The sequence below is a fragment of the Neorickettsia risticii str. Illinois genome, assembly GCF_000022525.1.
Lineage (GTDB): Bacteria > Pseudomonadota > Alphaproteobacteria > Rickettsiales > Anaplasmataceae > Neorickettsia > Neorickettsia risticii.
Genome location: NC_013009.1, coordinates 61,208 through 85,300 on the forward strand (window position 1 = coordinate 61,208; position 24,093 = coordinate 85,300).

Below are 24,093 nucleotides of genomic sequence, written 5' to 3' on the forward strand. Positions count from 1 at the left end.
AAAATAGAGAAAGGAAAGAACACGGCCAAACCTACGCAGTTACGAAGCGACACAAGGCCGGCCTAACTAAAGGCACTGACTAACATGTTTTTCACCTGCAGTCAATAAGAACGCTGGGCGGTACTGATTTCAAACATGCAACCGGATACAGATGCTGTTCAATAAAGGCCAATTCAGATGCTAAGTCTACGCTTTTCTACTTTCTATTTCAAGAACCTATAAGCCTAAACAAGAGAATCGGATTATGATAAAGGGAACTCTAACACAAATAAGTTAATATTCCTTTCTAGTAGGTACGATTTTTGTTTACAGAGATTCATACAGTTTCAATTCAAGGAATTAATCTAGTCAAGATAGGAGTTCAAGTTGCTATATCACCTGGACTGCCATGTTTTAACATTGTTGGTTTGCCCGATAAAGCAATCAGCGAGTCTAAGGAAAGAATAAGGGCAGCACTCCTCCATATAGGTTTGTCCTTACCTAAAAAGAGAATAACAGTTAATCTTTCCCCAGCAGGTTTGACAAAGATAGGTACGCATTATGATCTTCCAATAGCGCTTGGTGTAATTCAGTTGTTGGATAGTAATTTTGTTAATAGAAATTTTTCAGAGTTTGTCGTACTTGGTGAATTGTCCCTAGACGCTTCGATAAAGGGTGTTGCAGGAGTCCTTCCAGCGGCCGTTTACGCTAAAGAACGCAATCTATGGCTAGTTTGTCCATGGGAGAATAGGATAGAAGCACGTATTTCCAAGAATAAGAAGCTTTTGCCGATTGCATCACTAAATGAGTTGACATCGTTTTTAATGGGAAAATCTACACCCAGAAAGATTTGCGATCCTTTTGTGCTGGAGGAAGATTCCTATCCGGATATGAAGGATGTTAAAGGACAAAAAATTGCAAAGCGTGCAATCGAAATAGCTGCCGCAGGTGGACATCACCTGCTTATGCGTGGACCTCCTGGTACCGGTAAATCGATGCTTGCTAAGAGAATCATCGGCATCATGCCACCCCTTTTGCCCCAGGAGATCATGGAAGTGAATACGATTATCAGTGTCTCTGGAGAGTTTACAAATAAGATTTATAGAAAACGTCCCTTCCGAGAGCCACATCAATCAGCTTCAGTTGCGGCGATGATCGGTGGTGGTGCAATACCAAAACCAGGTGAGGTGACACTTGCACACAATGGAGTACTTTTTCTGGATGAAATGGCTGAGTTTTCTAGTCATTTGTTAGATACGCTCAGACAGGTACTAGAAACAGGTGAGGTAACAATATCCCGTGCAAATACGAAATTGACTTACCCTGCATCTTTTCAGTTGATAGGCGCTATGAATCCCTGTAGATGTGGCTATTTGGGTTATCTTCCGGAAAAGGAGTGTAAGAATTCCAAGAGATGCGGACTGGACTACATGAAAACGATTTCAGGTCCTGTTCTTGATAGGATAGACATCTTTGTGAATATGGAACCGATAAATAAGAATCAGTTTTTTGAGTCACAGGATGGAGAATCGTCTGCTTTAATTAGAAAAAGAGTTATTGCTGCACGAAACAAGCAATATGAAAGGTACACTAAAGAGAAGTTCAGTTTGAACTGTCACATGGATAATCGTGCGCTTAACGAACATGTTTCACTTGATAATGAAACAAAGGAGTTCCTAAAGGCTACTTTTGAGAAAGGTTATGTTTCTCTACGTGGTCATGACCGTACGCTGAAAGTGGCACGCACTATTGCAGATCTTGATGGTTCAGATGAGGTGAAAAAAGTTCATCTGACTGAGGCGCTTTACTACAGGGTGAGCCGGAATTAGGCGAATAGTTGCATTTATATGTAGACTTATATTAGTATGTATGCATAACCCCATAGCGCAATGTTTAAAGCATATCCTGTCTTTTTGCTCGCGGAGTCTCTAGTGCTGCGTGTGGCGAGATTCCGTAGGGTTGTGGAATATATGGTGTGCTGTGCAATGTTTAAGTTTAGTTATTAAGGAGAATATAAAAATGTTTGGTAGGTTTGGTATGCAAGAAAATAGGTTGTCCAGGAGCGAAAAATCCCGTAGGTTGGTTTTACATACTGCCTTTGTTTTTCTTTTTTTTGAGCTGTGCAGCTATTCTTGCTGTTCAGATAGCAAAAAGGATACCTTGGAAGGATGATGGGGTCATGACAAAGAGCTGGTGGTGCTTTCTGTATCTCATTATCCCAGCTGTGGTATGTTTTGGTTCCGCGAAAATTGCCCTTAGAGCCACCTTTTCCCGGTCGGCGCTTAGTGATGTTCAAACTCCTGAGTCAGATCGGGCTCATCTTCAAACTCTGAGATCTTCCGCTGGCAAGTCCTTCGTATCTCTTGCTTCGTTGCCTATACTTTCTATAGTGCTTATTGTTATTGGGACGATCCTAGACCACAAAGAAAGCTTGACTTTAACGGAAAAGCGAATTTTGGGTGCTACCGAGTGTCTGCTTGTGGCCTCCTTCCTGTCAATCTTCTTCGCATTTGTTGTTTGCATGGTGCGGTTACGGGAAGCTGAAAATGTGGCTACTGTGGGGTTGACTTCCTCTGTGCCATCTTCTCCAGAGCCTGTAAATCAGCCCAACAGTCCAGGACCTAGTTTAGTATAGTGACGTGTTTAAGTTGGTGGAGCTCTGGATCTAGCTCAATGTGGTCTGACGCTCCGTCGTCTTAGATATCAAGAGCCTCTGTGATTACAGGGGCTCGGACGTGGGAGCAAATTAAGAGGTGGCTTTCTCCAGGCCGTTGTGCCTCTGCATGTTGGAACCGGTAACGCGAATAGTTGGGGATCCTGGTGATCGAAGTGAGGTGAAAAGCCTTGCTTTGTTGAGTAATTTCTCGCACGTTCATACCGAAAGTGGCACGTGCTATAGCTGGCAGACCTTGATGCTTCAGATGAAACGAGAAGAGTTTATCCGACAGAAGCGATTTTTTATAGAAAACTGTCACTAGTGTGCTAGACAGCTCCGGTATGTAGAGGTGCTTTTATATAGCAGTCGTGCCATAAGGGTTGAAACTAGGCTTATAATAAGTAAAATTATTTACTAACACGTGTTCTAAGTGTGTAGTGGAATGACGTAGATCTTGAGTTCTGCTGCATTATAAACCATGGTTTGGGTATTGTGGATGTCTGAGCCAGCATCTTGTAGGGTAGTTTGAGGAATTAAAAGAGATGGGTCCTAGGGGAATGTAGCGTTGTCATGAAATTAGTCGAGTAATTGAAGAGGATGAAGTGTCTAGGGATGTCGAGATTAGAAGATTACGCAAGGCTAGAAGATTGTGGGTCCTGTCACTTTGTTTCGCCTTTTTCTCTCCGCAATTGTTCTTGCTGTTCAGATAGTAAAAAGGATACCTTGGAAGAATGATGGGATCATAACAAAGAGCTGGTGGTGTTTTGTATATCTTCAGTGGGTTGGCTTCCTTCTGGCTATTACTTTAATGCTCGGACTATCTAAGTCTAATCGTGTTGGTGTTCGTGCAAACGAAGCAGATCGTAATGGGCAAGGTATCGCTAAAAGGACACTTTTCGAAGTTTGCTCTTTCTGTGTGTGCTTTGTGCTTTCTTTAGCACTTATTTGCATTACCGCAGTCTTGGACCACAAATCGGACTTGCCCTTAAGAACAAAGCGGGTACTTGCTATTGTGGAATGTACGCTTTTATTCCTTCTTTTAGTGGTCTTAATAGTACAATCTTTGTGTGGTCCTGGTGCAATTCCTCCCACTTATATTCCTGCAATGGAATTCCCTGAACGTACTTTTGATGGTACGAGTCATGTTGGTGGCATTAGGGAGAGTGGCAATGTTGGCGTGTATGATATGGCTCCTTCAGGTGCTCATTATGGGGGTACTGGATTTATGGTATCTAGGCTATCTGCCGTGTTTGGTGAAAGAGGGGAGATCCTATACAGAGTTGCCCATAATGTCGTGAGTGTTACGTAACAATTCACTCAATCAGCCGCAGCAGGTTTCTCCGCTAATCCACAATATGGTATCGAACTTGAACCCGCGGAGGTCGGCACAATCAATGATCCGGAATATTCTAGAGAAAGTGGGAGAGAATCCTAGTAAATGCCGGTACTCGTATACTGAAAGCGGTACGAACAATTGCGGATCTTGATCATTCAAATCAAGTTGGGACACATCACTTAATAGAAACATTTCTTTCAACAGAGTAGGTCGAAACTGGTAAAAGAAGTGTTTTATGCCGTGTTGTGTGGTAATTGTATCATAAGTATTGTAAATTAATTTAATCTTTGTTAGTCTATAGGTGAAGTTATTTATTAGTGCGGTCTCCTACGAATAGGAGAGATGAGTCTACCAAATAGCATAGGTATTTTGGGGCATAGTGCGGGAATTGCTAGTCCTTGGTTTAACAAAAGATAATGTTGGAGGGTATTTGATTAATATGGGTTCTGCTAGTTTAAAAAAACGGGACAGGCTGGCTCTTGTTGTGTACTGTTTTTGCTCTTTCTTGTCCTTGTTACTATGTGCAGCTATACTCTTATCCGATTTGCTGGGGGGTGAGGACTTTAAGGCTTCTGTTATTAGAGCTGCTATGCTGGCAGCTTTGATTGCTCTAACTTTTATTATCTTGGTGTCTCAGTTATGTTACGCTTCTGGTGTACTAAGATCCTCAGGAGCTGAGCCTGGTCTTTCTACTTCCACAGCAGAGCAACTGCTCGTAGATGCTGGAGATCTTCTATCACAAATGAAGTCTCTCCGAGAGCAAGTAGAACAAAATTTGGCAGGAAGTCGGTCACAACCTTATGCTGATGTTGCCGAAAGTACGCCTAGAAGATTCTCTCTGCCTGCTGTTTTGCCTCCTGTGACTCCTGAAGGAGTGCGTGCGCTGCACGCAGGTCTTTTGGAGTTTGCTATTGCTCAGGAAGACAGAAAATCTTCTTCCCGAGGTGGCGGTGAAACACCTGTAGCAGGGCCATCTTCACAACTGCTGTCTTCTGCTGTAGAAGCAGGGGATGTGGGATCTCATGTCACCCGATTCTGATGATCTAAAAATAGCACGGATAGCAATAGATTTTGATGGTTCAGGTGCGGTGGGAAGCCTCACTTGACAGGGGCAATTCTCTTAAGCGCGTGGTGTTTCAATACGGGCGGTTTTTGTCCAACTGTAGTCCAATAGATTGGATGGGACCTAGGATAGATTGATGCCTGCCAGGCTTTTTAGTTATGATATAACTAAGCTATCCGCTAGTGTTGTGTCCTGTTTGATATTCATTAATAAGTTGTAACAATTCTTGCGTTTCATTAGTTCAAAAGGATGCTGTGATTTTGCTTGTATGTAAATGTTGTTAAATATACCAGGGGGCTTATGTTAGTTGAAAAGAAAGAGGAGAAGGGTACGGTATCTAGAGCTCTGAGACGTACCATACTTTTTTTTGTTTCTCTCCTATCTACGATCATTTTTGCCGTTTGTATGTCATATCGGATACCTTGGAGGGATGATTGGGACGTAAAAGAGAGCTGGTGGTGTTTTGTATATCTTCAAGGTGTTCTCTTGCTTTTGGGTATGGTTCTTTTGTTACGTTCTATACTCAACGCGTTGACTATAGACACCCCCACTTCTAAAGAAAAAGCGCCCTCTAATGAGAGCAGTAATAAAGAACCTTTTGATGGGTGTGGTACTGATAAAAAAGGTAAAAAAGCAGTTGTTAAGATTGTGAAAAGTCTTTGCCTAACGCTGCTCTTTGTGGCGTTTGTTGCTCTCGTTGCACTCTCGGACTATGCGAAATTGAGTGGGAGATTTAGCCTGACTATAAGGCGAGTGCTTGGCGGTCTAGAGTGTGCTTTTTTGGCTATACTTCTAGCGTTATTAATAGCATCGTGTTTTCCCACTCGCCAGCAGACAAAGGATTTAGAGACTCCTACTACTCTTGTTCCCGGTGATGATGGAGTTGGGCGTTACCGTGTCACTACCACTACTGATGAGGGCGGAACACTTGATATGATGGCCGCAACTATGACTGCTCCTACGGGAGAGGAGATAGCTATGTTTGCTATGAATGCTATGACGCCGGGTATGAGAGATACAGAGGCATCAGCCGTGGCAGCAAGATTATCTTGTGTAATGAACCCCGAAGTAGTTGCTGTAGATTTTAGAGCAAGAATTGCTGTAGGTACTCAGAATTTGGTTGTACAGTGCATGCAAAGAGGCTTGCGTGCGATAGCGTCTGAATCTTCTGTGCGAGCGTCTGGAGCTTTACCAGCACCAACTTGTGAAGATAGTGCTGCTTTGTCTCTATCTGCGGAAGGTTTAGGTGAAGCACCACCACCTTCCGAGGGAGTTAGCCAACGCCTTTGCGAACTTCATGCAGTTGATATAGAGGATATAGGATCAGAAGAGGAAGTGGATTTTCCAAGTAGGGGTTAGTAAATTTCGTGCTCGTACGTTTGTTTATAGGATGTATCCCCCAGCTGTAGGTAGGGCGGTAGATTTTCTCAGTAGTGGGTGCATTCTCATGCTCGGGTGGTGTATTTGGACAAATTGTGTTCTTGTTCGGGAGGTTTTTTTCGTGTCTTATCTCATGCGCTTTTCATAACTTGATTCAGAAGTGCGTAATGGTGTATAGCTCTGTTGCTTTTCCTGAAGCGTAGGAGCGGATTGTTGAAAATCCACATGTTGTTGAGATTAACGATCTTCAAGTTCTTTTTAGTTTTTCTGACTTGTTTTTCCTTCCCTGTGGTCTTTGAGTATTGAATTTTTATGCACATTCTCAATAGTGTGTAGGGCAAAGCGCTTTGGAATGGATTTTTACATCTGTATTTGCGGTTTTTTGGACATATTTGTTTGTATTTTCACTTAAATTGTGTTTGCAACGGAACCCATGCATTTTAAAGTGAATTTCAAAATTGCTGTCGAGTGGTTTGATTCGTTTTGTTCACTTTACATTTGAAAGAAAGGGTAGCCACGTTTCCTCGGAAATAATGTTAACTCGCTCTCTGAGAAGTGAATTTTCCGGCAATATAATCGAAATAAAGTTCAATACTTTTTAAGAAATATCATTTTTTTAGCATTTAGTATTCTTTTAATTTTGAAATATATACACAGGCACATGCACTGTATGACTGCTAAAATATGAGAAGAAACTCAAGAAATGGTATCCAAGTAAGTTTACCAGATGGGCTTCAAAACTGTGGATATACTAAAGCTAAAAAAATTGGTCCAGAAAGGGCCGCTACCTTTTATATCCTGGATAGTTACAACCAAACGGGAGGTGGATACCATCCAAGCAAGAAACTTATTTGGCAAGAGCTGCCTACTGAGATACGTAAATGTGTATTTAATTGGCAGACTAATCTTCAGTTTTTATTTCTTGGCTTTGTTTGGCTGGGAATAATAGTAGCGCACATTGCCATCGAACGAATCGCTGCCTCAAAAAAGATTTCCTCTCTGAATTTGCGTATATCTTACCTACTGGGTCCCTGCCTTTTTCTTTTCATTCTTTCACTAATGAGGGTGGCCGCCTTTGATCTCAGTCTTTCTTGTAACTCGGTCTGCAGAAAAAAAGTATATGAACTAAAGAGACGTATCAAAGAATTTTTTTATTATAACAGGTTGGAAAGATGTGATTCGGTTGAGGAGATATCGGCAGTTGTACGACCTCATTTCTCTTTTTGTAATGTGATTCTTATTGTTGGGGCAGTTCTTTTTATTGTCTCTATGACTGCATTTATTGTTCTGGAGTGTTTTTCTGTGGGTGGTCTATTTCATAATATGCATGCAGCCTGCTTAATTGCCTTACAAAGTACATTGCTAGCTATTTCATTCAGTTCGATTCTCACGATCACAGCACTGCTTCTATACAAGGATCAAGTAACACATGCCTTTGAGTTAGAGAAAGTTGAGGAGATTGATTCCCGAAGAAGCTCGGTTCCTCAATATGTTGTGAGTTAAAATGACAATCCAAACTAGATTTTAGGTGTCAAGATTCATTTCATGACTCTAAGGAATGGTAAGCTTTCATTGGTAATTTTGAGTAATTACGGTTTTGTCTTGGAAATCGCAGTGTAAGCGAGTTTTACCCTGTTTTGACGGTGATTAAAACGTGTTAAACCATGTTAGATACTTCATATGGAGGAAGCATATGACCTGTCAATTGAACTCCGCCGATTTGGGTATATTATTCGATTTTTCATTGGAACTATGCCATTGGATTGAAATTGTTGTTGTAATGAAAGGTTCAAGATATGCATTTTTGTGTGCTATTTTGCCAGGATTATCAGTTTTGTGGATGTCACGTTATCTAACAGTAGAAAACCCACGTTGGTATTACACAAAGATATGAAATCTGAAACTAAAGGATTCTTCTTTTAGACTTATAGATTATGCTGGAGCGTTACACGCTTTAGACGCCTTAAGGTTCAATAGGAGAGAGTTCTAATCTTTGTGGTCAAAATAGGGCCTGCAGAGTATAGCAACCTTTACCGTTATCTACGAGAAGTTCGTAAAGTTCTATTCTTCAAGAGACGATATTATTTTTAATGAACCGCCCACCTATGAGTGGGCATAAAATGTGCAAAGCTAAACGGACAGTTCATCCTATTTCTATTAAATCTGAGCGTTTCTCTTTCTTTTGAGATCATTCGTATACCATGAAGAAGGGTCCTTCTTACTTGCTATCAGAAGTATTTATCTTGGTATAGCATACTGTGCTTCAGTGAGAATACTTCCTCTGTGTTAGAGGGATACTAGTGGACGCAAACGCGTTTACCTCATCGAGAAGTGGTGGGGCACCAAAGGGTGAAGTATCATTTGTGAGGTAGAGTCCCTCTATCAACTCATAGATTCTTTTCCTTCCTTGAGGATGATCGGATTGTAACGACCTCCCAGCTCCAGCAAAATACAAAGTAACCCATAGAAGAAGTAAGCTAGCAAGAGTGCTAGCAAACAAGACAGATTCGATAATTGCCATGGTTTTCATTTTTGCAGGGTGCGTTGTCTTATCCAAACAGCCTGCGACAGTGATACAGGCAACCGAGAGTACAGCGGAGATAACAAATACCTCTTCTGCTCTTGGTCTAAATGATTTCTCTAAAGAATATGCTGCCTCATTTACTTTTTTTACTATCGTTGCCTTTTGACAACTTATAGGGTCTATTCTCCCGTTCTGTTTTTCGTTATCGAGGATTTCTTGCATTGCTGCGCGAAGCGTCGAGGTTGCTTCCACCGATTTGGAGAGCTTAAACGCACCTATGAAAGCTACTGCAAGTATTGGAGGAAAGAGGTAAAGCCAAATACATTGGCCATGCATTATAGTGTTATTTTTCCAAGGGAATCTTAAAAATATGTGCTCTCCAACCGCGAATGCGGAAAGGCACACCATCACGGAAAACAGAGCAACGGTCCTTTTATCCAGTAATCCCTTTTTGAGCAAATCGACATCGCTTTTTTGCATAAGTCGTAAAACCTTTATTATGGTTTCACTATACCCAAAAAAACATAACAAAAAGATAACAAGGAAAATGATCAACCAACAACTTTTTAGAAGCTAAGCTCCACACAATGAAACCACTACGGAGAGGTAAACATCCGTAGTGGTTAAGAAAGAATGTATAGCTCAGTAAATATTGCCTTTGAGCTAAAAGACATCTTGCCTTACTTCCGTACTGATCTCAAGGGATAAGCAAGCTTTTTTCTGATGTGTGCTGTACGTCACTATGCTGAAGAGCGGGACTCGGACAGTGTCCAAGCTGCTCCATTGCATCTGCTGCAGATGCAGCTCTTTCACTTTTTGCCACAATAAACACCAGAGAAAGCATTGTAACGGCACAAAGAAGAAAAAGTAATGTTTCGCCCAGCTGAGCATAAGGAGTGCCACCCTCCATCGTAATTCCAGCGAATTTAAACAGCACTGGGTACATTGCTAGTGCAGCGGCTGAAAGTAGCATTGCAACACCAAGTGCAAGCTTAACTCCACTGCTTGCTCCAGCCCTGTCTATCTCTTCCTGTACAGTCTCCACATCCACACTGTCTTCACACAGCCTACCTAGTTTCTCCCGGCAAGCACTTGGGCGTATTCTAGTTTCAGATGCGAACAAAAATGTGGCTAAGCACGCAAGCAGAGTAAGCGCAGCAAACGCAGCACGTGCCATATCTGCCTTACCTCCGCATATGGTGCCTAATTGCTCACTGAGAAATTGTAAAGCAGCATATGCTACCACGACTATTGTCCAAAGCACTACAACCCCTGCATATGCAAGATGAAATCGAGCCCCGGTGATGACAGCCTGCGCTTCCTTCCTTACTTTGTTGCTTGCGGAATGAGAATCTGAACTTTTACTCATAAATAGCTGATAAAAATGTGAATAATTATTTAAATACTAACTATTTTTTTCATCTCATGTCAATAAATTAGCATATTTTCAGCATAAATCTCATTTTGATAAGGACAGGTTTTTAAAATAATATATAGATGTAATTTTGAGTGAGATAAAGGCAATTTCCGTATCTAAATTGAGATATAGGACACATTCCTGAGCATTAACGGCGTGCATTGTATCTATGTGATTGTGGGTGTGTTCTGGGGTTTCTCGCTTTTAGATAGTGGTCGTTTATGGTCTGCGTATCAACCGCTGTATGACCGTACTTTGCGATCTTGGTTGAATTGTGTGTTTTGAGGATTTCTTCTTATCGGACGGTTAAAATGAGATAGTGGATCTAAAAAGCTCATGTGTAAGATCCAAGGTGTTTGCTCCTTGTTCTAATTAGAGTTATATGAGTTTGTGGTACAGAGTCTACACAAGAACACTTGTGCGGGTTACAGGAAAGGGACAGCCCATCTATTCTACTGTACTCGCAGTTTGAAATCCCAAAAACCCGGGCGCCTATCCACTGGACGTTGGGGCCTGATAAGACCTACCAACACAGTGCTAGGCAGAGTGTCCTACCAGTAAATACAGGCCAACCGAGACTTCGAAACAGAGAGCAAGCAAATGCGATGCACTACAGCTTATTGGAGCTTATGAAACTACGTCCTATTCTGTGTTCTAGCTTTAGCTATTTGCTCAAGACGAACAGCATCAACGATCCCATCGACTTGCTCTTCTGAAAGGTTAGACAATGCTGTAGCAACCCTGGACTGGTGATGCAGTGCCAAAAATCCAACGAGGCCAGCACAAGCTGCGATCACGAGCGATGCTTCTAGGAAGACAAAAAAACCATATGCATTTGTCCCGGCCGCAGCTCCAAGAGAAACGTCTACTAGTGCGAGCGCAACACTAAAAGAAACTACGCAAGTACCAATGAGGCGCATAGAAGGCTTTTTGATCTCCTTCAGTTCGCTAGCGGCAGAGTGCAATTCTTGGTAGCCACCTTGGATGTGAAGCTCCGATACAGCCTTTGCAATAGCGGTATCCTTTTCACTAATTGAAGGAATGCCTCTTAGTGTAAGAAAGGAAAACACAGTTACCCCGATTACTGGGAGTAAAAGAGCAGAGATGGATTCACTGAACGACCTGATCCGCCCATATCGCGGTATTTGTAGAACACAGTATGCTATAAGGATACAAGCCCACAGAGCAGCTATAGCGATAACAGCCTTTGACGAACTTGGATGAAAAATAGCCCGTCTCAACTTTTGTGCAGAAGGAGAAACCGGCTTGAAGAAAGTAGATAAAAAACGTGCCATAACAACAAACAAAACACCACACGTGGTAGAGAAATTATAGAAGAGGAAGACACATAATAAGTATACGATACTATTATTAAATTTGTCAACTTTTATTTATTACAAGATTGCTCTATCTCAGCTGTTTTGGGTAGTTTTTAGGTTTACGGTGCTTGCTGTAGAGTGGCTTTCATGTTGAAGTGCCTTGAGAATTGATGTTCTAAGATCAAATACCACTTACACTTGGAAACTTTTTAGTTAACTTCATAGAGCAGACAGACGCGAATGCCCCGCAGTAGAATTTAGCTCTCCAGCTTTAGAAGTATGCAGGTCATTAGTGTACGCAGATTTTCTCTGGAGGAACTATCACGTTCGAATGGCTGACCATTCAGCTAATAATGGAGTGGAACACACATTCATTCTGTTGTGGTACTGTTGAGGAACGCTAGAAAACCTAATACTTGTGAGTCTTGGTATACTTTAGTTAATTTCGGTCTTGATAGTTTTTGCTAATTTGTTTTCAGCAGCATTGGTTTACTCCTTTTCAATTCGCAATCACGGAGAAGATACTAGGAACTTTACTAGATGGGGTCGATTCTTTGGTGCTATTCCAGCTGTTGTTGTGCGCTGTGAAAACAAGAAGTGCTGCCCATGTGAAGAATCAAATGTGATGTGGTTAGTTTGGATAGGATAACAGATCACTCATGTCTGTGTAGCCTGAAACTTACACCGCTTATTGACGTCAACAGTACGAACGATCCTTATTACTCGAACTTGCGGATAAGGAGGTGTTTCTAAAAAGTGCTCTACCCATAAATTCAGTTCCTCCTAAAAGGCGAACCATGGCAAAGTGTTACAGTAGTGTTTTTATCTCTTTGAGTACTTTTTGCGATGCGGTTCGCAGAGTATTTCGATTTGTCTGTTCACACGAGAAAACAATAAAACAAAAAACTACGGGATGTGATATGTGCGTGCTGTGTTTGCTTTGTACATACCAAGCCTTAATTCTAGTCCTTGTTTGCAAGGAGGTACACAATCCACTACGCAGACCAGGTAGTCGGTGTGCATTCACAGCTTATTGAAGCCCAGAAACGTAATAAAATGGGTTTAACCGTGTGTCAGGGGTCGCAGCGTCCTAACCCTGACTTGGTTAAACCATTTGTTTATATGTTGGTGCACAGATCAGATGTATCAGACAATACAATCAATTTCGTGCACACGGTCTAGGTAAGTGCGAATCAAGCAATATAGTAAGGCAGCTATAAACCTGGTCCCCGCTCAATGTTTGGCACAGAAGTGGGGTTTTTGGTTGTTCCGCATTGTTCTACGAGAACACTGCTCCACAGTGAATGCTCATCCACTTGTTGAGGCAAATACTCAACCATCGAGGTGTACTTTTTCAGAGCAGGGTTCTCACAGACTGGTTGCTCGTACGTTTCTTGGATCTGAGAGCTAGATTCCGTTGGAGTACATTCTTCCTCAGTAGTGTCACTAAAAAGTGGGGTTTTGCTCAGGATCGATAGTTCTTTCACATCGCAGAGGAAACGCTCCATCATGTAAGTTTTGTAATTGCTTTGAGCAGTTTGGTTTGAGGTCGGAGAGTCATATATTTTTGTGTTTGTAAAGTTACCTCCTCGTATATACGATTCTAAGCTCACATCGTTGATCGGTTGTACATCTGAGTAGTCCCAACTTAACTCACTGACTGATGATTGATCAATGTTGCTGGCTGATGGTATGTCTACTTTTGTGCCTGTTTTATCTGTCAACTGAATGTTTCCTGCTGGATGTTTTTCGACCATCTTGGTAAGGTAATTTCGTTGTATGGTGTATTGTAGGCTGGAAAGCAGTGGGGAAACTATGCAGAGCAATAAAATGAATGAATCCTCAATTACATGAGGATCTTTGTCGCGTAGTAAATTACTTGTGATACATCCAATTGAGATTGCAGAGCACACGCACTGTAAGGCAAGTAAGGAGATAGATACAGGACTTGGATTGGTATTTGGTGAGAAATGTGTAGGCATGTCAATAAAGTTGTTGCTGTTCTAAGAATAAGAGAAAATTACTCAGTTTTGTTGTATTGGCATGATATCGTCATGCTAATACTATAATAAATATACCATAAATCGTGCATGAGTTGAGCAACTTTGCATTTCAAATAAATAGAGTAGAAAAATCAATAAGAAGGTAAAGTAAGGTATGGTTGTGGGCTGCGTGCTAGATAGCCTTGTTAAGGCTAACGACCCTAAATTGAGACTTTAACTTATATATGCTGGTTTTTGGGAGAGCCATACTAAAGACGAAGCCTTTTATTTATTCCTATAAGCCTTTGTTTGACGTACCAGTTCTTATATTTGGCCTAGAGGTGCCCTGAGGAGGAAGTGTGGATCACTTCAATTGTCATTCATTTTATCGCCTTTTGACTTCAGTTATTTGAAATAGGGCGACAGAATATAAGTGGAGCTATTGGCTGTATGAGAGTAATAGTTGAGATAATTGATTAGAATCCTGCATATTAATATTTGTGTGGCCGTTCAAATTGTTGACGGTTTAGAAGCATAAAAGTTGAATGCTTTGTTGATGATTATGTGCAAACTGTGGGTTCTCATCTGATAATACTCAGACAATACGAACAGGTGTCCGTTTGATCATTTTAACCACGTTTCAAAATCGAGTGCATTTTTTGGATTTTTGCATTGTAGCAATGAAAACAATTTTCCCTGTGTTAGTAGATGGACCGTGTTCCTATAAGTGACATATTTGTTTTGTAATCTTCACGTAGAAGTGAAAGCGGTACTCCGTACATCTGTCATTAGAGAGTTCTCCTTTTCCTTTTGTAATGTTCGTAATGTTGAGTTATTCATGAATCGGAGATTTATTACTGGACGTAATATCCGCATTTTGCACATCATAAAGTGAAAGGGGGTGTACCTTTGGTCGTGGTTTGCATAGAATGATCCACTGGGAGGTTATTTGAGGTCATGTATTGTATAGATGGAAAGACGGCTCAATGGGAGGTTGTTATCGGACTGGAGGTACATGCACAGATTCTCTCCAAAAATAAATTGTTCTCCGATGCTCCATGTGATTCCACGAAGGGGCCTAATACGGCAGTGACTCTTTTTGATGCTGCAATGCCAGGAGTCCTGCCAGTTTTGAATTTTAACTGTGTTGAGAAAGCTATTAGAGCTGGTTTAGGTCTTGGTGGGACGATTAATTTATATTCGGTATTCGAGAGAAAACACTACTTTTATCCCGATCTCCCACATGGCTACCAAATTACCCAAAATAGCTATCCGATCATAACTGGCGGATGTGTGCGAATAAGAAATCCCGATAAAGTCATTAGGATAAATCGCATACACATTGAACAGGATGCAGGCAAAAGCATACATAATCTCTCACCTGGTAAAACATATATAGACCTCAATAGGGCTGGAATCCCATTGATGGAGATAGTCTCAGAGCCCGATATATCATCTCCGGCTGAGGCAGTTGCTTATGTGGACAAGTTGAAGCTCATTCTGCAGTATGTTTGTGCTTCGAACGCTAACATGGAAAAAGGTGAGCTCCGCTGTGACGCAAATGTTTCAGTTCGAAGGGTGGGTGAATCGGAACTGGGTGCAAGATGTGAGATAAAAAATCTCAACTCGACTAAAAACCTGGCTCAGGCAATAGAACATGAAGCTAAAAGACAAGTGGAAGTTCTGGAAAGTGGTGGTACGATTGCAGTCGAAACAAAACTTTTTGATGTGGATACTCTAAGTACTATTGCTACAAGGTCCAAGGAATCTGCAACTGAGTACCGTTACTTTGCAGATCCCGACTTACTTCCCCTGGTTTTGGAAGAGGAATATGTAGAAAGCATTAGAGCTTCTATGCCTGAGTTACCTGATGAGAGAGAAAATAGGTATGTGAGAGGGCTTAACTTATCTCCATACGATGCGAACGTGCTTGTCTCAAATGTCGATGCCTCGCGATATTTTGATGCTCTTTTGGAGAGGGGTTATCAACCAAAACTTGCTGCGAGATGGATCACAGTTGAGCTTTTTGGTTTGCTCAATAAGCGTGGCATCAAAATCGCAGCAAGTCCTGTAACTCCGGTTTTGATGGATGAACTTCTGAGACTTGTGGACAGCGGAGAAATATCAGAGCGAACAGCAAAAGAGGTTCTGAGGAAAAGCTTTGAAGGTATGGGCTCGCCAAGGGAAATTGTGGAACGCGAAAACTTGCGACAAGTCACGGACGGTAAGGTTATTCTCGGGTATGTAAGAGAGATATTAGATGAAAATCCCGCAAAGCTTGGAGAGTATTTCATGGGTAAAGAGAAAATACTTGCCTTTTTGGTCGGACAAGTGATTAAGAAAAGCAATGGGAATGCAAGTCCCCATTTGGTCAACAAAGTCTTACTTGAGGAACTCGAAAGGCGTCGCGTGCAGAATGGATAAGAAGTTCATGGAGCTAGCAATTAGTGTTGCTCGTGAGTCTGATTGTGAAGTGCCTGTTGGAGCTGTCCTAGTTAGGCAAGGTGCTGTTATTGCCTCATCTGGTAATCGTGTTTTTCGAGATTCTGATCCTACAGCGCATGCCGAAATGCTCGTCATAAGAGAAGCAATCCAAAGGCTGGGTGTGAAGTTTCTTGTGGATTTCGAACTGTATGTAACGTTGGAGCCATGTCCGATGTGTATGTATGCGATGTCTTTAAGCAGGGTTGGCACACTTTGTTTTGCCGCGTACGACGAAAAACGTGGTGCCATTTCAAATGGCTGTCTTGGCACGGGAACTTATTTTCATGTGCCAATGGTATACGAAGGCCTCATGGAGGATGAAGCTAAGGAGCTTTTATCTAGCTTTTTCCGTATTTTAAGAAATTAAAGATTAAGTAGAAACATTTAGCTTTTTCTGTAATCTCCGGTTAGCGCACAATAGCAGTGGTGAATAAGTTGGAGCAAAGCGTCCAGCTATTCTATGTCGAGCCCAATAATAGTCCGTTTTTGAGGTAAAGTTCTACTCGCCCTTAATCAAGTTCTTGTAAGACGTTTTATGAATTTTACCAAGAAGTGCATAATTTACTTGGATATTTATTATTTTTTCTTATCCTTGTGGAGACGGACGAAAGAAATGAATTGCACGATAGAAGGTGTCCGAGCAATATGCTAATCCAGGGTTAGCTCGGACAAGGCAACTTTGTCGCAGTTGATTAAATAATCTAGCCTTGAATAGTAAGGTCGGCCCTATTTATTTCGCTGTTAGCATATACCCTCAAAAATAAGTATAATTTTTAACAAAATATCAGTTCAAACAATTTATGAAATTACTATATTGAGCTCTTATTAGGCTAAAAATAGAATAAACTGTACGTCTATTTTGTATAACTAACCGTGGTTACTTTAGAGGATTTTCCTATTAAAAGTGTTATTTTTTCTGTGTTTTTGATTGTTGGGTGGTTGGCGGTTTTGACAGCTCATCTTCTCGTTAGAGGGGCTTGGTTAAAGGTGAATATGAAAGGTATGTCAGCTTTGACCTATTTGTTAGCTCCTATAGCTCTTCTAATCTCTGGTACGTATTTATTTACTGTGAATAAATTTTCAGGTTTCTTTTCTAGTCAAAAATCAGAAGCTCTACTACGTTGTCAAGATCAATATGCTGGAAATGTATCAGGTGTGGCTGAGTTTGGTGAAGATCAACTTTATGCAGGTAGGAGAAAATTTTTGTTTGGCGCAGCTTTGTTTTACGCTTCAGGTGCGTTTTTCGTAGCAACCACCGTATTATGCTCTTACTTTGCTAACACTCTTGATAACTCTACAGATCCAGCTCTGCGGATGAAGTACCTGATTGCCGAGACCATCTGTGTAGCGTTCCTGGTGTTATTCACTTTTAGTTCAGGTGTCGGTTCTGCTCTGCGAAATGCTTACCTTCCGGAAGCTTTGGCCCTCCAATTGCGGGAAGCTTGGGACTTAAAAGTTGAGAGTTTACTAAGTATGCGGGCCTCTCAAGCAGAGACGTTACGTTAATGTGCATGCGGGTAGGGGCTGGGCTAGGTTTGCTTGATTACTCACGTTTAGAGGACGGGGGAAGTCATGTTAATCTGAATGTGCGTGCGGGGAGAGGTGTTTTCGTGTCGTGCTGTTTTTAGACAGCAAAACTTATCTGGCGAAAGGGTTTTGTCAGATAACGACTGCTTTGTTTGGCGTGACTGGGATCTACTTACTTCTCGACCGCTGTGTGTTGTCTAGGAGGGGCTCTTTGGCCGCAGCGTATTTCGGCACCTGGTCATCGGTGTGAATTGTTGTTATATTCATGTTATAATGTGCGGCGTATGTACATTTTATCATATTAGTTTTGCCAATGTTAGTGAAAAACATATCCGATAAAACTGTAGTTAAAGCCGCTGTGTGTCTTTTCCTATATGTTATTTTTTGGGCTATTGTTGCCTCTGTTTACGCTGCTATGAGAGGAGGGTTTTTGCCTGGTGGGCGTCCTATGGTACCTGCTCTTGTCGTTGCGCTTGTTCCTGGTGCTTTGCTTTGGGGTACGTTTTTGCTGTTCTCTGTAGCACAAACAGCAGACGCTGTTGTTCGAAGAGAGCGTCAACTTGGGGTAAATGTACAAACAGTGGGTACAAGAGATAGTAATATGGTCTGGAAGGTGACCTGCTTTTCCGGTTTAGCCAGTGCTTGTTGCATCATAGTTTGGTCAGCTATTGCGAGTGAACTTGAGTTGAGGTGTGCACAAGATAATCCTTCGATCCTAGGTCTTTCAATTGCTGAAGGGATATGTGCGTTTTTATTTGTTTTATCGATTTCGTCTATATTTGCTTGTCGATTTTTTTGTAGGGTCTACTCTGAGTTGGAGTCACTTTATGAAGATAAAGACAAACGTAAACGTGTTTCAGAGCATCAAGATCATGAAGTAGGATCCAAAAATGATGAAGTAAGCATTGTCGAAGCTGTACTTAATGCAGTTTTCCTCTAATCGCAGCAGCCTACCATGGTGAACTCATGTGCGGCCTGGGGCATCATGGTGGCTTTTTCGTGCTACTGCACTGCATAGACATCCACCTATACATTCGCTATTGACCTTTTTATAGCATCTTTATCGGTGTGTAGGTGGAGATTATTATTTCCTGTAAAATTTGAGAGGTCAGCCTTTTCCATTCACCAGCCTCTCGTGAGTTATTTACCTGATTGAGGGCGTTCACCGCTGTATTTAACAAGAAAGACGTATTTGTTGATTACTCTACCGGATTGTTCCGACTGTTCCGTTCAGCATAGTTTAACCTTTTAATATCTAATCCGCTGGGTATGTCTTGACCAGCCCTGATATAGTTGTTCTAACTATCCCACTTATAGTGATTGAAATCAGTTTTATCAGTTTTATGTTACCGGATTAGAGAAACTCTCTAATAAAATAGCTTTTACGTAAAGCAAACTACATTCAATATTAGTATAGTATTGCATCTAATTATTTATTTATTTACAATTTAATATTAGTGGGAGTAGCTAAAGGCACAATAGATGTTTATGCTGATGGCTCATACTTCACTCTGTGTTTTCGTTATAAATGTTGGTTTTCTATGGCTATGACTGGTAAAGTTAAGTGCAAAGCTTTATGCGCTTTGGGTGTACTTTTTCTACTATGGGGTGCTGTTTTTGCAGCTTACCTTGCTTTGAGGGTAAAGTTGAAGTGGGAGAGTTCAAAGATTCTTACGTGCCTTTCTATTCCTCTTCTTTTGGTTTTGGTTCCTTTTTCGATGTATCTTGCGGAAAATGCTGTGTCAGGTATAACGAATGGCTGCCTGGAGAAAAAGCCTTTAAGTAAGGAGGAAATATATGCAGGAGAAGAGTTCTTTAACTTTGTACACGGGGTTTGCGTTGTATGTGCACTGTGTTTATGTATTGCGTGCATATTTCTTGCGCATTATACGAATGAGGATCTGAAGGTAGGTGGTATTAAATGTCTAGTTGCCGAAGCAGTGTGCGCGTTTTGTTGCCTTCTTCTATGTTTCGGTGCGCTTGCTTCTATGACGGCATCTAAGGCTTGTGCATCCGCTAAACCTAAAACTCAAGTTGATTACTCCGATACTCTAATGCTCAATACAGAAGGTGGTAGGTCTTGCGCCTAGATCGCAGATATTACACTTAATAGTGTGTTTATTTACCATATTATAATGTTTTGGTTACGGCCAAAGGTGTTGTTTATGCTGGCAGAACACCATACATACTATGTTTGATATAAATATTGGTGCAAATGAAAAAATTTAAACCTGATAAGATTAAAGCTATCTGCTGTTTTACTGCAGTTGCTCTACTATGGACTGCTGTCCTTGCAATTTACCTTGTTTTGAGGCTAAAGCTCAACTTGAGTGGTGAGGAGGTCATTATGTACTTTTCTCTGCCCTTTATTCTGTTAATACCTCTCTCACTTCTTATTATGAAAAAAGGAGCAGGACATGCAGTGGAGGATGGTATTGGGAAAAATGGTCTAGATCGTAAGCGAATGCAGGAAATAGTACAGTGGGGTCCCATTTTGTTCCTTATTCTACCTGGCGCGGCTTTTGTGATTACGTGTGCAATTCTTGTGGGTCACGCTACTGGTTTTATAGTGGACGGCCATGGTTTTGAACCGCAAACTGCTGAAGCGGTGTGCGTGTTTTTTGGCATTCTCACACTTCTTTGTGTACTCTCTGCTCTTGGTTCTAAGCTTGCCTGTGCTGCTACACCTGTAGGTGGCGTGTCTGAAGCCGAAGTTGAAAGTACTACTTGCAAAGGGGAAAAAATTATTTTGTAAATTGCAGAATTGTACTTGCTACGAAAGAAGTTTTGTAAATTTTGAAACTATGCAAACCCTATAGTAGAGGCTGATATCAGTATAGATGCGTGCGCTCCAACTGACCGAGGAATGTAGCAGAAGCTGGTTAGTACTACTGTAAGCTACTGCGTTTTAAGTTTCTGTTTGAATCTAATGTGTGCAATTCTTGAGTTGCTCTGATTATGTGTCGGTAGGATTTAGTAGTATGGGCGCGTGTTTTTCTTTTATCATTTTCTACGACGTTCATCACGACGTGTTGCGATCATTGTTGTAAAAAAGCTGCTTAAGATCGCCGTGCATCATTGCAGTAGGGGAGAAGCTTCTATTTAGTGTGAGGGTTTATCAGAGAAAAAGAGAGTTTTCTGCTAGGTAGTGGACTAAGTTAAAGGTTTTCTCCATGGTCCGTAGAAACGTGCGGGTTAGAATGAGCCTCACATTTGTTCCGTATTCCATTGAGGAAATCTTCCGTGGACATTTCCTTTTTATTCTCTGGTTTCACAGTTGTTACGATTGCACACCCATCTTTAAATTGAAGAAAGATCTTTTTGGAGTTTGTTTTAACACCTACCTTAGTAATCGGTGAATCTGTAGTCCTACAAGCCTCTACTATTTTTACGTGCTTGCCGAATAGCTCAATTGAAACAGCACCAAAAACCCTCAGCTTCCTTAAAAATAGTTCTATCCCTTCAGAGAAATCAATGCTCACTGAATTAGGAAGTTTCTTTGAATAGGTAGCTTTTTCTTCCACCTGTGGTGCAGGTTTGATGATGTCCAAAGTTTTCAATACGCTATGCAGCATTGAGGCACCAAGATTAGCAAGCTGATCATGTAAAGTTGAGTACGTCTCGGTTCCATCAAGAGGGATGGCTTTTTGGGTATATATTGCTCCAGCATCTAGTTCAGGTGTAACGCGTATTATAGACACGCCTGCTTCTTTATCTCCCTCCAAGATTGTATATTGAATTGGTGAGGGACCGCGCCATCTGGGTAAAAGAGACGGATGAATGTTGAGAGGTGCCAACTTTGGATGCGATAGTAATTTATCTGGTATGATAAGACCATAAGAGACGACAACAATTACGTCACAAGGAGGGAGTTCCTCTCCTTTTAGAGAAAAAGGTGTTTTTACAGACAGGCCATACTCCAAAGCTGTCGAATGTGTTGGCGTCATTGAAGTTAAGAGGCCGCGTCCCTTAGGTTTTGGAGGTTTGGTATAGACTTCTAAAACCTCGAATTGCGGGTCCGCTATGAGTTTCAAAAGCGTCGGAACCGCAAACGCGGACGATCCCATAAAAAGTATTTTCACTGAGCCCGAAACAAGCTAGAACCATTTAGTAGGGCTAACTGGACTTGAACCAGCGACCTCTCCGTTATAAGCGGAGTGCTCTAACCGACTGAGCTATAGCCCCGAAGATTGAGATTCTATCAAGAATCCTTAAACATTACAATTTTGCAGATTTTATATGGCTTTTTACTTTCAGGAGAAAGGGTCAGTGGTTGAGAAAATTTTTGCAAGGCAACTTCATGCTTAGGGAGGAAAGAAAAAATGTTGCCTTGCAGCATATAATGCAGCACCAATGCTTAGTTGATATTATAGAGTAAAGATTAAAGAACGATTGAAATATACACTCAATTTAAGCAAGAATTCAATTCTAATTAATCTCAAGTAGGTCAGGTCCAATAGGTAAGTATCTTCTCTTGTATTCAGCTTTTTTAACCCGTTCAACGACCATTGAGACTATTCGTTCATCTATACTTAAAGTTGTTAAATCTTGCTTACATAAGATGGCGGTTAAAATTTGGTCGAGTATTTCATACTCTGGAAGTTCGTCACAATCTTTCTGGTTGTACTTTAATTCAGCGGTTGGAGCTTTTCTTAATACTGGTTCTGGGATAACACCTGTTTTCTGTAGCATACTACTTTCTGGTATATTGCCATTGCGCCATTGTGCAAGTTTGTAAACCTGTGTTTTTAAAAATGCTGAAATAGGTGCATATCCGCCACATGAATCGCCATAGAGGGTAAAGTAACCTGTAAGAATCTCAGACCTGTTGCTGGTTGAAAGTACCATGCTGTTTGTTTTATTTGAAAGTCCCATCAAGATGACAGCACGTATACGTGATTGCAAGTTTTGCTCTGTAATATCCTGTTCTTCCCACGTTACACAGTGTGAAAAAACCTCTTTAAATGACTGAAGCAATCCATCGATGCGGATAACTGTGTGCGCCACGCCCAACCTATGAGCGATCTCTAGTGCGTCATCAATACTATCAGTGCTTGTATAGGGGGAAGGCATCATTACAGTTCGTACGCGACTATTACCAAATGCATCAGTCGCGATTGTTGCAACTAGGGCCGAGTCTATTCCTCCAGAAAGTCCAACGATTACATCTAACGTGTCTGTGTTTTTTAAGTACTTTCTCAGTTCATGGAGCACAAATAAGTAGTATTTTTCCAATTTAGGATGATGTTTTTGCACGTAAGCATTACAGATAACCTTTACTTTGTGCGAGGTAAAGAAGTCATCCGGTTGCATTCACCGGAAAACCTTGGGGTAGATTTTACGGTTTCTACACTTATTTGAGTCTAAGTGGCATTCTCCAATTGGAATTCTGTACCGTATTCCCACTATGTGGACGAAGCATTCGTTAACGACGCATGGCACTTTAAACAGGGTGTTTGTAAACTTGCGGTTTACATTTAGAAATCTCTCTATTTTGGGAGAGAGATATTCCAGCTGTTATACTCAACTTTAAGAGAAAGTTTGTTTTCACGAGAGGTCCCTGTTAGAATTTCCAGCCTGCGTCAATTTGTTGGATTCAAAAAGTTTTATTAAGTTATACTTAAAGTGTATTAACTGCGAAAGTTGTTGCAGTAGGTTCCGAATATCAAACGTATTTTGACTTTCGATCTCGTAAAAACAGCGAGCTTTGTACAATGTTGATATCATGAATTTGTATAATGAGCTCAAGTAGGTCTGTATCAATAGGTTGTGATGGAATGGAAAATTGATAAAGACTGTGTCGATTACCAAATGTCACTCATGTTCATGCAAGAGCGGGTAAAGCAGGTTATTAACGGTTTAGGCGATGAATTGGTGTGGATGTTGCAATATGAGGCGCTCTATACAGGGGGTACGAGCACAGATCCACAGGATCTACTCAATCCAGATCTTTTTCCAGTTTTTAACGTGGGGAGAGGAGGTAAGTACACTTATCATGGTCCTGGGCAGCGCGTTATCTATCCAATACTTAATCTAAGGAGCCGTAATATATGTGATCTCCATAAATATATTTATTTGTTGGAAGAAGTAGTCATTATCACGCTCGATAATTTTGGGATTAATAGCCATAGAAAAGAGGGGCATATTGGAGTCTGGGTTGAAAGGGAATGTCAGCCACCAAAAAAAAATTGCAGCAATTGGTGTAAGAGTAAGTAAGTGGGTGAGTTATCATGGTATTGCTGTTAATTTGTATCCAGATCTGAGCCACTATGATGCGATAGTTCCCTGCGGAATTAAGAATTTTGGTGTAACTTCTGTAAAGGAAATGGGTATAGAAATAAGGAGCTTTGATGCATTTGATAGATACTTCAAAAAATCATTTATAAAAATCTTTGGCGGATGAGTTAGGGTGGTATGACGTTGGAT

Annotated in this window: 22 protein-coding genes and 1 tRNA gene; 16 read left to right on the top strand and 7 right to left on the bottom strand. The window is 41.2% G+C overall.

The annotated features are described in order from the left end of the window. The first annotated feature begins 302 nt into the window (after window positions 1-302). The 7 genes from NRI_RS00300 to NRI_RS00330 all read left to right on the top strand — a co-directional run bounded on the left by NRI_RS00300 (window position 303) and on the right by NRI_RS00330 (window position 7,917). Window positions 303-1,808: a YifB family Mg chelatase-like AAA ATPase gene (locus tag NRI_RS00300; RefSeq protein ID WP_012779467.1), complete on the top strand. Its 1,506-nt coding sequence runs from the start codon at window positions 303-305 to the stop codon at window positions 1,806-1,808. A 194-nt stretch (window positions 1,809-2,002) separates the two neighbouring features. Then, window positions 2,003-2,614: a hypothetical protein gene (locus tag NRI_RS00305; RefSeq protein ID WP_012779468.1), complete on the top strand. Its 612-nt coding sequence runs from the start codon at window positions 2,003-2,005 to the stop codon at window positions 2,612-2,614. Window positions 2,615-3,284: 670 nt separating this feature from the next. Further along, a complete protein-coding gene (locus NRI_RS00310; protein ID WP_012779454.1) occupies window positions 3,285-3,944 on the top strand; it encodes a hypothetical protein in 660 nt (219 codons plus the stop codon). A 146-nt stretch (window positions 3,945-4,090) separates the two neighbouring features. Beyond that, complete coding sequence (locus tag NRI_RS04275; protein ID WP_407635193.1) at window positions 4,091-4,180, top strand: hypothetical protein; 90 nt, start codon at window positions 4,091-4,093, stop codon at window positions 4,178-4,180. Window positions 4,181-4,350: 170 nt separating this feature from the next. After that, on the top strand, window positions 4,351-5,010 hold the full coding sequence (locus tag NRI_RS00315; protein ID WP_041351345.1) for a hypothetical protein: 660 nt from the start codon (window positions 4,351-4,353) through the stop codon (window positions 5,008-5,010). Between the two features lie 324 nt (window positions 5,011-5,334). Then, window positions 5,335-6,393, top strand: coding sequence for a hypothetical protein (locus tag NRI_RS00320; protein ID WP_012779455.1), 1,059 nt, complete (start codon window positions 5,335-5,337; stop codon window positions 6,391-6,393). A gap of 705 nt (window positions 6,394-7,098) precedes the next feature. Beyond that, complete coding sequence (locus NRI_RS00330) at window positions 7,099-7,917, top strand: hypothetical protein (protein ID WP_012779489.1); 819 nt, start codon at window positions 7,099-7,101, stop codon at window positions 7,915-7,917. 760 nt (window positions 7,918-8,677) lie between these two features. Here the strand turns inward: NRI_RS00330 and NRI_RS00335 are convergent. From NRI_RS00335 to NRI_RS00350, 4 genes are all read right to left on the bottom strand, one after another. Then, window positions 8,678-9,418 carry a hypothetical protein gene (locus NRI_RS00335; protein WP_041351350.1) on the bottom strand — a complete coding sequence of 247 codons (741 nt, stop codon included), beginning with the start codon at window positions 9,416-9,418 and terminating at the stop codon, window positions 8,678-8,680. A gap of 217 nt (window positions 9,419-9,635) precedes the next feature. Then, a complete protein-coding gene (locus NRI_RS00340) occupies window positions 9,636-10,307 on the bottom strand; it encodes a hypothetical protein (RefSeq protein WP_012779490.1) in 672 nt (223 codons plus the stop codon). 683 nt (window positions 10,308-10,990) lie between these two features. Then, entirely contained in the window at window positions 10,991-11,650 is a 660-nt protein-coding gene (locus NRI_RS00345; protein WP_041351352.1) for a hypothetical protein, read from the bottom strand. 1,238 nt (window positions 11,651-12,888) lie between these two features. Beyond that, window positions 12,889-13,431 carry a hypothetical protein gene (locus NRI_RS00350; protein WP_238523009.1) on the bottom strand — a complete coding sequence of 181 codons (543 nt, stop codon included), beginning with the start codon at window positions 13,429-13,431 and terminating at the stop codon, window positions 12,889-12,891. A 124-nt stretch (window positions 13,432-13,555) separates the two neighbouring features. Between NRI_RS00350 and NRI_RS04250 the strand changes: the two genes are divergently transcribed. The 7 genes from NRI_RS04250 to NRI_RS00380 all read left to right on the top strand — a co-directional run bounded on the left by NRI_RS04250 (window position 13,556) and on the right by NRI_RS00380 (window position 20,422). Beyond that, window positions 13,556-13,681: a hypothetical protein gene (locus NRI_RS04250; protein WP_274377735.1), complete on the top strand. Its 126-nt coding sequence runs from the start codon at window positions 13,556-13,558 to the stop codon at window positions 13,679-13,681. A gap of 932 nt (window positions 13,682-14,613) precedes the next feature. Further along, a complete protein-coding gene (gene gatB, locus NRI_RS00355; protein WP_012779492.1) occupies window positions 14,614-16,080 on the top strand; it encodes an Asp-tRNA(Asn)/Glu-tRNA(Gln) amidotransferase subunit GatB in 1,467 nt (488 codons plus the stop codon). Continuing rightward, the gene (locus NRI_RS00360) at window positions 16,073-16,507 is read left to right on the top strand and encodes a nucleoside deaminase (protein WP_041351354.1); all 435 of its coding nucleotides are present in this window, start codon (window positions 16,073-16,075) and stop codon (window positions 16,505-16,507) included. Before gatB ends, NRI_RS00360 begins: the two co-directional genes overlap by 8 nt. 551 nt (window positions 16,508-17,058) lie before the next feature. After that, on the top strand, window positions 17,059-17,646 hold the full coding sequence (locus NRI_RS00365; protein WP_148205697.1) for a hypothetical protein: 588 nt from the start codon (window positions 17,059-17,061) through the stop codon (window positions 17,644-17,646). Window positions 17,647-17,980: 334 nt separating this feature from the next. Beyond that, entirely contained in the window at window positions 17,981-18,607 is a 627-nt protein-coding gene (locus tag NRI_RS00370) for a hypothetical protein (protein ID WP_012779494.1), read from the top strand. A 607-nt stretch (window positions 18,608-19,214) separates the two neighbouring features. Further along, window positions 19,215-19,757: a hypothetical protein gene (locus tag NRI_RS00375; protein WP_148205698.1), complete on the top strand. Its 543-nt coding sequence runs from the start codon at window positions 19,215-19,217 to the stop codon at window positions 19,755-19,757. A gap of 125 nt (window positions 19,758-19,882) precedes the next feature. Further along, the gene (locus NRI_RS00380) at window positions 19,883-20,422 is read left to right on the top strand and encodes a hypothetical protein (RefSeq protein ID WP_041351356.1); all 540 of its coding nucleotides are present in this window, start codon (window positions 19,883-19,885) and stop codon (window positions 20,420-20,422) included. 403 nt (window positions 20,423-20,825) lie between these two features. On the opposite strand, the gene fmt is transcribed toward NRI_RS00380, so the two are convergent. The 3 genes from fmt to nadE form a co-directional block, all read right to left on the bottom strand. Beyond that, the gene (fmt, locus tag NRI_RS00385) at window positions 20,826-21,734 is read right to left on the bottom strand and encodes a methionyl-tRNA formyltransferase (RefSeq protein ID WP_012779496.1); all 909 of its coding nucleotides are present in this window, start codon (window positions 21,732-21,734) and stop codon (window positions 20,826-20,828) included. 44 nt (window positions 21,735-21,778) lie between these two features. Next, window positions 21,779-21,852, bottom strand: a tRNA-Ile gene (locus NRI_RS00390). A 243-nt stretch (window positions 21,853-22,095) separates the two neighbouring features. Continuing rightward, window positions 22,096-22,980 (bottom strand): NAD(+) synthase, encoded by an 885-nt coding sequence (nadE, locus tag NRI_RS00400; protein WP_238523010.1) that lies wholly within the window; start codon window positions 22,978-22,980, stop codon window positions 22,096-22,098. 459 nt (window positions 22,981-23,439) lie between these two features. On the opposite strand from nadE, the gene lipB reads away from it, so the two are divergent. Together lipB and NRI_RS04225 are read left to right on the top strand one after the other, a co-directional pair. Further along, the gene (gene lipB, locus NRI_RS00405; RefSeq protein WP_012779498.1) at window positions 23,440-23,883 is read left to right on the top strand and encodes a lipoyl(octanoyl) transferase LipB; all 444 of its coding nucleotides are present in this window, start codon (window positions 23,440-23,442) and stop codon (window positions 23,881-23,883) included. After that, window positions 23,825-24,070, top strand: coding sequence for a lipoyl protein ligase domain-containing protein (locus NRI_RS04225; protein WP_407635191.1), 246 nt, complete (start codon window positions 23,825-23,827; stop codon window positions 24,068-24,070). Before lipB ends, NRI_RS04225 begins: the two co-directional genes overlap by 59 nt. The last annotated feature ends 23 nt before the right edge of the window (window positions 24,071-24,093 follow it).